The sequence below is a fragment of the Streptomyces sp. NPDC006265 genome, assembly GCF_040613555.1.
GTDB lineage: Bacteria > Actinomycetota > Actinomycetes > Streptomycetales > Streptomycetaceae > Streptomyces.
The window spans coordinates 1-9970 of sequence record NZ_JBEXSH010000275.1 but is presented as its reverse complement, the minus strand read 5'-3'; the positions used below and the strand labels follow the sequence as shown (position 1 = coordinate 9970).

At 69.6% G+C, this 9970-nt stretch carries 8 protein-coding genes; 2 read left to right on the top strand and 6 right to left on the bottom strand.

Annotated features, from left to right (window positions below; genetic code table 11):
• Positions 1–69: 69 nt before the first annotated feature.
• Both ABZ281_RS22260 and ABZ281_RS22255 read right to left on the bottom strand, forming a co-directional pair.
• Positions 70–1668: an MFS transporter gene (locus ABZ281_RS22260; RefSeq protein ID WP_356657956.1), complete on the bottom strand. Its 1599-nt coding sequence runs from the start codon at positions 1666–1668 to the stop codon at positions 70–72.
• A 78-nt stretch (positions 1669–1746) separates the two neighbouring features.
• Positions 1747–2685, bottom strand: a complete 939-nt coding sequence (locus ABZ281_RS22255) for an MBL fold metallo-hydrolase (protein WP_356657954.1) — start codon at positions 2683–2685, stop codon at positions 1747–1749.
• A gap of 148 nt (positions 2686–2833) precedes the next feature.
• On the opposite strand from ABZ281_RS22255, the gene ABZ281_RS22250 reads away from it, so the two are divergent.
• Positions 2834–3481: a TetR/AcrR family transcriptional regulator gene (locus tag ABZ281_RS22250; protein WP_356657952.1), complete on the top strand. Its 648-nt coding sequence runs from the start codon at positions 2834–2836 to the stop codon at positions 3479–3481.
• Positions 3482–3893: 412 nt separating this feature from the next.
• On the opposite strand, the gene ABZ281_RS22245 is transcribed toward ABZ281_RS22250, so the two are convergent.
• From ABZ281_RS22245 to ABZ281_RS22230, 4 genes are all read right to left on the bottom strand, one after another.
• Positions 3894–4070 carry a hypothetical protein gene (locus ABZ281_RS22245; protein WP_356657950.1) on the bottom strand — a complete coding sequence of 59 codons (177 nt, stop codon included), beginning with the start codon at positions 4068–4070 and terminating at the stop codon, positions 3894–3896.
• A gap of 442 nt (positions 4071–4512) precedes the next feature.
• On the bottom strand, positions 4513–4686 hold the full coding sequence (locus tag ABZ281_RS22240; protein ID WP_356657948.1) for a hypothetical protein: 174 nt from the start codon (positions 4684–4686) through the stop codon (positions 4513–4515).
• On the bottom strand, positions 4683–7121 hold the full coding sequence (locus ABZ281_RS22235) for a SpoIIE family protein phosphatase (protein ID WP_356657946.1): 2439 nt from the start codon (positions 7119–7121) through the stop codon (positions 4683–4685). Before ABZ281_RS22235 ends, ABZ281_RS22240 begins: the two co-directional genes overlap by 4 nt.
• A 590-nt stretch (positions 7122–7711) precedes the next feature.
• Complete coding sequence (locus ABZ281_RS22230) at positions 7712–9052, bottom strand: ferredoxin reductase family protein (protein WP_356657944.1); 1341 nt, start codon at positions 9050–9052, stop codon at positions 7712–7714.
• A gap of 327 nt (positions 9053–9379) precedes the next feature.
• Here ABZ281_RS22230 and ABZ281_RS22225 point away from each other — a divergent pair, with 327 nt between their 5' ends.
• The gene (locus ABZ281_RS22225) at positions 9380–9886 is read left to right on the top strand and encodes a DinB family protein (protein ID WP_356657942.1); all 507 of its coding nucleotides are present in this window, start codon (positions 9380–9382) and stop codon (positions 9884–9886) included.
• Positions 9887–9970: the final 84 nt, after the last annotated feature.

Genomic DNA, 9970 nt, shown 5'->3' with positions numbered 1-9970 from the left:
AGGGGTGGAGCCGGTCGTCGGCGACGACTCCCGACTGCCGTTTCCCGTCATGGACGAAGCTTGCGAACTTCACGCCGCGCTCCCCTCCACCTCGGCCGGCGCGGTGCCGCCGCGTCGGAAGCCGACGAAGACGGCGGCGATCACGGCGGCGGTCACGCAGGCGGCGGCGGTGAGGATCAGTCCGTTGTTGTAGCCGTGGGCCAGGGCATCCGTGGTGTAGGGGGCGAGCTTAGCGCTGAGTGGGCCGAGGTCGGCGGTGTGCAGGGCCAGGGGGCCGCCCTCGTGCAGGACGGCGGAGGCGATGCCCTGCTCCGTCGGGGTCAGTCCGGCATCCGCGAGGCTCCCGGTCAGTTGGCCCGCGGCCATGCCGAGGGCGACGGCGCCGACGACGGCCGGGCCGAGGGTCTGGCCGAGGTCGCGGACCAGGCTGGTGGTGGCTGCTGCCATACCGGTCAGGTTCTGCGGCACGACATTGACGGCGGCGGCGGTGATCGCGGCGACGACCAGGCCGAAACCGACGCCGTTCAGGATCAGCGGCCCCAGCATGGGCAGCAGAGCGGTCTCGTGGATCGGCAGCGCCCGCAGCCAGAGCTGGCCCGCGGCCATCGCCAGGAAGCCGGCGACGAGCATGGGGCCGGGTCCGATGCGGTGCAGCAGACGGACCAGCAGGGGCCAGATGAACGGCGTGCACGCTTGGATGATCATGACCGGTATCGCGGCCTCGAAGGGGCCCTGGTGCTGGATGACACCGAGGCGGATGCTCAGGTCGTACGCGCCGCCGAGGAAGCCCAGCATGCCGATCACCGCCATCGCGGCCGACGCGGCGAACGCCGGGATACGGAAGAGGGGCAGCCGCAGCATCGGGGCCGGGCTGCGGTTCTCCACCGCGATGAACGCGGCCATGAAGACGACGAAGGTGACAAAGGACGCGACGATGGGTGCCGAGCCCCAGCCGTCCGAGGGGCCCTGGATGATGCCGTAGAGCAGGGCGAGCATGGCCACGGCGATGGTGATCTGCCCCGGCCAGTCCAGCGAGCGGCCCTCCGGGGCGCTGGACTCGGTGGCGAGCAGCCAGGCCGCCACGGCGGTGATCACGGCGAGCACACCGGTCAAGCCGAACGCCCACTGGAAGGGCGCGTGTTCGACGATGCCGCCGGACATGAGCGGGGCGAGGAAGGCACCGAGCGACAGGGCCGTGGTCCAGGAGGCCAGGCCCCTGGCGCGTGCGGCCGGGGTGGTCGTGATCGCGGTGATCATCGTCAGGGAGGCAGGGAAGAGCGCGGCGGCCCCGATGCCGGAGATCGCCTGGCCGGTGATCAGCTGGGCCGGGGTGTCGGAGGTGGCGGACACCAGGTAGCCGACGGCGGCCAGCAGCGCCGCGCCGATGACGAGTTTCTTACGGCCGTAGCGGTCACCGACGACGCCGAAGGTCAGGGCGAGGACGGCGGCGGGCACCAGGAAGGCGTCACTGATCCAGGTCAGTTCCGCGCCGGACGTCTGAAGCGTGCGCTGCATCTCGCCGTTGATCGCGGCGGGCAGCACCAGGCCGATCTGGGCCAGGCAGACGGCCAGACAACCGGCGATGATCGTGCCGGTGTGCCGGGCCGGGGCGGCCGGTGCGGCTGCGGACGAGGCGGCGGGTGGGTCGTAGGCAGGGGTGGAGACCATGTCTCCTCCTTGGGGAGGGTTGGCGGGTCGTACGGCCCGAGGGGACGGAGGGGAGAGCCGTTGGTGCGGGGAGCGGCGTCAGAGGCTGGGGCAGAGCTCGGCCATGCAGCCGAACAGGCCGGGGCCGTCGAGCGGGGGCTGTGAGGGGTCGAGCTCCCGGTAGACGGTGTGCACGTTGACGGCGAGGCGTTCGCTCTCGTCCAGGTCGGCGAAACGGCCGAGGCGGATGTCGCGCGCCGCGTCCATGGCGGGCATGCCGGCGGTGAACCGGACGGTGGCCTGCTCGTGGACGTATTCGAGGTAGTCGCGGATCTCGCGGACGGCCTGCTTGGTGGTGACGGGACCGTGGCCGGGTACGACGATGTCGGCGTCGAGGCCCAGCAGCAGGTCGCAGGCGGCGAGCCAGCGGGCGAAGGGACCGTGCCAGACGACCGGCGCTGCTCCGGCGAAGACGATGTCACCGGTATAGACGATCCGGGCCTGCGGCACATGGACGATCGTGTCGCCGGCGCTGTGGGCGGGGCCCACGTCGATGAGGCGGACCTCCGTCCCGCCGATGTCGAGGACGGTCTCGCCGTCGAAGACCCGGTGCGGGAGGACGGGTTCGATGCCGGTGTGGTCGAAGCGGCCGAAGATCCGGCGGGTGAAGTGTCCGGCCGGGCTGTCCATGCCGGTCAGCGCCCGCATCTCGGCCGGGCCCACTTGCCGCATGTCCGCCACGGATCCGCGGGCCGCGATGATCTCGGCGTGGGCCACCAGCTGGTTGCCGAACCAGTGGTCGCCGTTGCCGTGGGTGTTGACCACGGTGGAGATCGGTGCGGTGGCGGTCAGGGGCGCGAGCGCGTCGAGCATGGTCCTGGTCAACCGCAGGTCGTAGAGGGTGTCGACGAGCAGTGACTCGCGCCGGCCGGTGATCAGCCCGGCGTTGCTCATGCCCCATCCGGCATCGCCCGCGATCCAGGCGTAACAGCCGTGTCCTAGCTCGACACAGGCCGTCTGGGATGTCACGGAAGCCACGTTGTCTCCTTGTCAGAGTCCCGCAATCAGCAGAGCGAGACTTGAGACTTGCATCCATTGCTGGACTTGAGTCCAGCAATGGAGAGGAATCTAGATAGGTGTCGGGGTGGGGTCAAGAGTCGTGCGGCCCTGTGTTGTACTGGGGGCCATGAAGATCCGGGACGCGGCAGCCGCCTCCGAGGGCGGCGCGACCGTCGGGCGCCAGGAGCGCAGGCGCCGGAAGCTGCACGACCAGCTGTATGAGACGGCGGTCGGTCTCTTCGTCGCCCAGGGATACGAGGCGACCACCATGGAGCAGATCGCCGAGGCCGCTGATGCCGCCCGGGCCACCGTCTTCAACCACTTCGCACAGAAGGTCGGGTTCCTCGAGGAGTGGGGAGTCCGCCGCCGCGCCCGCGTCGCTGAGATTCTCGGCGCGGAGCACGCCGATGACCTGCCGGTCGGCGACCGGCTGCGCCGCTACCTGAAGGAGATGGCCGACCTCAACGTCGCCTCCCGCGCCGAGACCACGGTCCTCATGGACGCCTCGGCACGCTACGGTCGCCTCCTGCAGGACCCGTCCCTGGAAGTCGAACTCGCCAGGATCGTCGAGCAAGGGCGGCAACGCGGGGAGATCAGGGCGGGCGTCGACTGTGACCAGGCCGGCCAGCTACTGGCCGCCTGCTACTTCTCGACGATCCTGCGCTGGATCCGCGAGGAACCGGCCCCCTTCGACCTGCACGAGCGCCTCGCCGGGGGGCTCGACATCATCCTGCTGGGATTTCTCGCCGACGAGGCACATGCCAGGGAACCCTGACGGTTCCCTTCACCGTTGCCCTGGGGCAAGAGGCCGATGCCCCATATCGACGGTTGACCAACAGCCGGGACCCGTCAGACGGTGGCGGGCAGAACGGATTCAGCACACGTGAGGCAGCAGCGCTGACCGACCCACGGGGCGCTACGGACTAGTGCCGCGACAGGCAACGTTCGCCCCGTCACGACGCCCGGCACGCTCCCCCAAGCTCTCGACTCCGCTCGAGCAGGGGGTACCCCCACTCGCCGCACCGGACGCCGCTCCTTTACGGGCAAACGTTGCCTGATGCGGCACTAGAAGTCTCCCGTGCCCCAGCCGTGCCCGATCGAGCGGGGAACCACGGGGTACACCTGGCAGTCACGGTAGCCGGAGACAAGAGCGGCCCCCGACCAAACGCCCAGGTCAGGGACCGTTCTCACTGCTCACCACGTGGAGGCGGTGGGAATTGCTGTTGCAGCAGACCTCCCTCGCCGGTCAGCCGCAGCCCATCGGCCTGGGCCCGCGCCACCAGCTGGGCGACCAGCTCGTCATCCACACCCGCCGCCGGCTCTTCTGCCCGGCCCTCGGTCTCGGTGTCACTCACGTCGGTCATCAACTTCCGCTTCCTGCTCGCGAGTTACACCGATCACCGTACAGACCCCCCGTCCACCTGCCCGACAATCCGCGAATCGGTGACGTTCCCCTGCCGGCCCGCGGCGTCCTCGCCATCGGCCAGGCAGTCTGGGAGATCCTGGACGAGACCGAATACGAACGCACGCGCTCCGAGACCGACCGATCTTCGTAGGTGCAGACCTCCGCGGCCCTCCCGCTCGCATCACAGCCGTGCCAGATCCAGCGGTAGACCACGGTCATCACCGGCAGGCATCGGACACAGTCGGGGGAAGAGATCAGAACGGTCGGCACGCGGGTCACAAGGCGTACCGCCCCGTCCCTCTCCGAGAGCAGGTGCGTAAGTCCCCATCCTGCCCGTGCGCCACACATGGGGCTGCTGACCTGGATTTGTCCCATGGCGCCTCTGCTCGGGCTCGGGCTCCTCATCCGTGGCCGTTCGTGTGAGGGCACGTGGCGCCCCAGGCCTCGCGCTTCTCCGGATTGCAGAGCACCACAGGCTCCGCGTCGGGCTCTTGGGTCTCGTCGGGCTCGGGCCCGGCTTCGGCCGCGGCCTTCCCGCGGGTCGCGCGTGGCCGCAGGCGGGTGGGCACCGTCATGACCGCTCGTCCTGAACACCGATCTCCGCCCAGATCGCCTTCCCTCCGGCCCGGTGGCGTGTGCCCCAACGTTTGGGGAACTGAGCGACGAGCAGCAGGCCGCGTCCGCCTTCGTCGAACATCCGCGCTCGCCTCATGTGCGGCGCGGTGCTGCTGCTGTCGGAGACCTCGCAGATGAGCACGGCATCGCGGATCAGGCGCAGCTGAACGGGAGGGGTGCCGTACCGAATCGCGTTGGTGACCAGCTCACTCACCACCAGCTCGGCGGTGAAGACCACCTCGTCCAGGCCCCAGTCCGCGAGGCGACGGGCGACCTTGTCGCGGGCGTCGGCCACGGTCGCGGGGTCGGAAGGCAGCTCCCAGGTGGCCACCTGGCCGGCGTCGAGAGCCCGGGTTCGGGCGATGATCAGTGCGACATCATCCTCCGGCTGTGCGGGGAGCAGAGTCTGGACCAGGTCGTCGCAGGTGGCGTCCAGCGAGTCAGCGGGGCGCTCCAGGCGCCGGCGCAGCAGCGCCATGCCCTTGCCGAGGTCGTGTTCGGGGACCTCGACGAGGCCGTCCGTGTACAGCACGAGGAGGCTGCCCCGGGGCACTTCCCATTCGACCGCTTCGAAAGGCAGCCCTCCCACTCCCAGCGGCGGGCCGACAGAAAGATCGATGAACTCGGCCTTGCCGTCGGGCGTGACCACGGCAGGCGGGGGGTGGCCCGCGCCGGCGGCGGTGCAACGGCGCGACACCGGATCGTAGACCAGATACAGACAGGTGGCGACGAGATCGGTGAGGATCTCGAGCTCGGGATCCGTTGCCCTGTCCTCCTCCGCCCTGAGGTGGGTGATCAGGTCGTCGAGATGGACGAGGAGCTCCTCGGGGGGCAGGTCGACGTCCGCCAGCGTGCGTACCGCGGTCCGCAGCCGCCCCATGGTGGCGGAGGCGTGCAGGCCGTGGCCCACCACGTCTCCGACGACCAGGGCGACCCGGGCACCCGACAGCGGGATCACATCGAACCAGTCGCCACCCAGCCCCGCCCGGGACCGGGCCGGAAGGTAGCGGTAGGCCACTTCCGCGGCCTCCTGGACGGGGAGCCGCTGTGGCAGCAGGCTTCGTTGCAGGGCCAGGGCGGTGGCCCGCTCGCGGGTGAAGCGTCGGGCATTGTCCACGGCCACGGCGGCGCGTGCGGCGATCTCCTCGGCGAGGAGCAGATCGTCCTCGCCGAAGGAGTCCCGACGGCGGTGGCGGACGAGTACGGCCACGCCCAGCGTGATGCCGCGGGCGCGCAGCGGGATGACCATGATCGAGTGCATCCCGAAGTCACGGACCTTCCTCGCGCGCTCGGGGTCGGCGACCTGCCAGCTCCCGATGGCTTCGTCCAGGGTGCGGTGCAGCGACGACTGACCCGTGTGCAGACAGCGGGCGGGGGGCGAGGATTCCGGGTAGTAGTCCACCTCGCCCGGCTGGACCACCGACTCGGGGATGCCGGGCAGGACGGACTGCTGCGCGGCGCGGCGCAGCGCGACGGAGCCCGTGGCGGAGGGCCTGGGCTCAACGCCGCGGAACAGTCCGTCCAGCAGGTCGACGCTGATGAAGTCGGCGAGCCGCCCCACCGCCACGTCGGCCATCTCCTGGGCCGTGCGCATCACGTCGAGGGTGCTGCCCACCTGCGCGCTGACGTCGTTCAGCAGGACGAGCCGCTCGCGGGCCCGCTGCTGTTCGGTGACATCGAGCGCGATGAGCTGCACGTGTCGCACCTGTCCTGTCGGATTCCTCAGGGGGGACACGGATACGGCCCAGTGTCTGTCGCGGGCTCCGCGCCGCGGTCGGCCATGCACCTGGAACCGCTCCGGTTCTCCTGTCTCGAACACCCGGCGCATGCCCTCTTCGACCGTGGTGCAGATGTGCGGAGGCAGGATGTCGGTGACGCGCCGACCGCGCATCTGCTCCTCCGCGAGACCCAGCTCGCGAGCCGCGCCGGCGCTCCCCCGCAAGGCCCGCAACTCGGCGTCGTAGATCATCACAGGCAGGTTGGACTGTGCGAACGCTTCCTCTGTCGTCGCCTCGTCCTCGTGCGGACGTGGCTGCCGACGCGGCTGTTGTGGCGACGTGGCCACAATGAGCCACTGTGCGTTGCCCTCGCTGTCGAGTGACGCGTACGCCTGCACCTCGACTTCCATGGAGTGGCCGTCCTGGTGCAGCAAAGTGGGCCTGCTCCGCCCCTCGAGAACGGCGGAGAAACGCACCGTGGCGTCGCCCTTCCCGCCGAGCAGACGTGCCGCGGAACGCCCCACAACGTCCTCGTACGGATACCCGAGCAACCGCTGTGCGCCGGAACTCCACCCCGTCACGATCCCCCGCGCGTCGACGACCGCGGTAGCCGAGGTGACCTGATCCGGAAGCCGATCGAGGCCGTTTCCCTGAGGGCCGGCATTCTCCATGTCCATTCATCGCCCATCCTGCCCCGGACTCTCGGGGACTGGGGAGAACTCAGCTGAGACCGCAGGGCGGCGAAACGTCGTACCGCCGTGTCGGCTCCTTTCTCACTTGTATCTCTCCTCGCGCGCACACGCAGGTCGACGTACGGCACCGACGAGGATGCCGCACCCAATCGGCCGCGTAGCTGTCACAAGGGAACGTGGCTCGAGGAGGCCACTCATCAAAACGCGAAGCCCCCGCCGGGCAGGCTGCCCCGGCGCCGGTGCGATCCGGGAACGCATCCAGCACCCGTGAGGCCGGGAGAGCTCGCGAACGCGTGAGAGCCACGGAGGGGTGTTTTCCCAGACCGATCACCCTGCGGCCGACATTTCCGCAGGCCACAGCCTCGACGAGAGAAATCTCCTCAAGCGGGTGCCGCAGGTTCGAATCCTGCCGGGGGCGCCACGCGCTACCGCTCTGACCTGGGGTTTCTCTCCCAGAGAGAGCTCCTCCTCGGCCTCGGACGTCTCGTCCGGGGCCGTTTTGCGTGAGCGTCGGGTACTACTCGGCCCGCAGCGGGCTTCTACGCACAGGCCTGGATGTCGGGCCCGTATCCGGTTCAGGCCAGACCGAACCTCTCGGCGTGCACCTGTCGCGCGGGGACACGCAAGTCTCGCAGGCCGGCGAGCACGGCCCTGGTCATGGCGGGCGGGCCGCAGACGTACACATCGCGTTCGGTGATGTCGGAGACCAGCCGGTGCAGGCTGCCCGGGCCGAACGGCGGGGTGCCGCCCTCGCCGGTTCTGCCGGTGAGCAGGTGCAGCCGTCCGCCCCGTAGCGCGACCAGGTGGCGCACCTCGTTCAGCAGCACGGCGTCGGCCTCGCTGCGCACCCGGTACAGCACGACGACATCACCGGTCGCCGCCTCCTCCAGCATGGCCCGCACGGGCGTGATCCCCACGCCGCCGGCGATCAGCAGGGCGCCGGGCCGGGTCCGGTGCAGTGAGGTGAACGCCCCGTACGGTCCCTCGACGAAGGCTCGGCTGCCGACGGGGACGTTCCGCAGGCCGGAGCTGGTACTGCCCGCCGCCTTCGCCGTGAGGCGCAACCCTTGTCCGCCCGGTGCCGCCGACAGGGAGAAGGGGTTGGCCAGCCACCAGTGGTTGTGCCCGGGGAACCGCCAGATGCAGAACTGACCCGCCCGGGCGGGGAGTTTGTCGAGGTGTCGGCCGGTGATGTACACGGAGACCACGTTGTCCGACTCCGGCACCACGGCCGCGACGCGAAACCGGTGGTAGGCGTTGCGCCACAGCGGCATGGCGACACGCCCGGTCAGCAAGGCGCCGAAGGCGAACAGCCACAGGATCCACCAGTATGCCGTGGCGAACGCGGAGGACGTGAACGTGGTGGTCTCCTGCAGCTGGTGGACGAACGACAGACCCAGGGCCACGTAGAGCAGCAGGTGCAGACCGTGCCAGACCTCGTACCGCAGTCGTCGCCGCAGGGGCCGGGTGGAGATCGCGGCGATCGCGACGACGATGGCCGCGGCGAGCATGCCCAGCAGGGAGGCCGGAACCCCGCTCAGTGCGACGAACGTCTTCCCCATGGACGTGTCGTCGAGTGTCGCGTAGCCGAGCACCACCAGCGTGGCGTGGGTGAGTACCGTCCAGAGCAGGGTGAAGCCGACCCAGCGGTGCCACACCGTGAGCCGGTCCATCCCGATGCGGCGGTCCAGCCAGGGCAGCCGCGCCACCAGCAGCAGTTGGAACAGCATCAGCAGCGCCGCGTGCAGTCCGAAGAACTTGGCGAAGGTGAGCACCCCGTTCTTGCCCGAACCGGCGCTGAGGAACAGCACCTCGACGATCGCCGCATTGACGATGGCGAAGGTCCACATCGCCCAGCGCGCCGCGTCCACCGGAAGCACGGTGCCTCTGCGCACCGTGTTACTCGCCGTCGCCATGGTCGCCTCACATCCCCCCGTGGCCGCGGCACTCGCGACCCGTATGCACAAACCCCATGAAGATCGAGTGATTCGTCCAGGTACGCGCCTCGATCAGATAAGCATACGGAGCGCTGGCCTGATCCGTTCACGCCAGAACCGTCGAATTTGCCCGCCCTTCAGCGTTCGGTGCATCCTGCGGCCCGGGCATGTCCGGCGGACCATGCCGCGCTGCCCACCGGCGCCGAATAGCTGTCGCGACCCTCCGGAATGGAGCTGGGTGGAGCAGGCTGGGCCCGGCGTCACATGCCTGGACACTGGTCACGGTGATCGGGGACGCTTCACGCGATGACAAGAATCGACGACACGCCGCCCGCGTGGGACGAGCGTACCCAGCTCACCACGTTTCTCGACTACGCACGTGACACCGCCCGCGCCAAATGCGACGGCGTCTCTGCGGAGAACGCTCGCACGGCGCTCCTGCCGGGCTCACCGCTGATGACCATGAGCGGAGTGATCAACCACCTTCGCTGGGTCGAGTACTACTGGTTCCAAGTGGTCTTCCTCGGCGAGGAAGACCGGGGCCCCTGGACCGAGGAGGACCCCGACCGCGAGATGCGTGTCGCCGTCGACTTCCCGCTCACGCAGTTGCTCGACGAATACGCCGAACAAAGCGCCCACTACCGCGAACTGGTCGCCGGGAACGGCCTGGACAAGCGGGCCCGGCGAGCCATCCGCGACGGCCTCCATGTCGACCTGCGCTGGATCCTCCTTCACCTCACCGAGGAGACGGCCCGCCACAACGGCCACCTGGACATCCTGCGCGAGATGCTCGACGGCACGACCGGCGACTAGTGCCGCGGCAGGCAACGTTTGCCCGTGAGGAGCGGCGTTTGGTGCGTGCTCTCGGCGTGGCGGCCGGAAGCCCTCGTACTGGAC

Bases quoted from the DNA above. Each gene is read 5' to 3' on its own strand.
- ABZ281_RS22260 (WP_356657956.1), bottom strand. From the start codon at position 1,668: ATGGTCTCCACCCCTGCCTACGACCCACCCGCCGCCTCGTCCGCAGCC.
- ABZ281_RS22250 (WP_356657952.1), top strand. From the start codon at position 2,834: ATGAAGATCCGGGACGCGGCAGCCGCCTCCGAGGGCGGCGCGACCGTC.
- ABZ281_RS22245 (WP_356657950.1), bottom strand. From the start codon at position 4,070: ATGACCGACGTGAGTGACACCGAGACCGAGGGCCGGGCAGAAGAGCCG.
- ABZ281_RS22240 (WP_356657948.1), bottom strand. From the start codon at position 4,686: ATGACGGTGCCCACCCGCCTGCGGCCACGCGCGACCCGCGGGAAGGCC.
- ABZ281_RS22235 (WP_356657946.1), bottom strand. From the start codon at position 7,121: ATGGACATGGAGAATGCCGGCCCTCAGGGAAACGGCCTCGATCGGCTT.
- ABZ281_RS22230 (WP_356657944.1), bottom strand. From the start codon at position 9,052: ATGGCGACGGCGAGTAACACGGTGCGCAGAGGCACCGTGCTTCCGGTG.
- ABZ281_RS22225 (WP_356657942.1), top strand. From the start codon at position 9,380: ATGACAAGAATCGACGACACGCCGCCCGCGTGGGACGAGCGTACCCAG.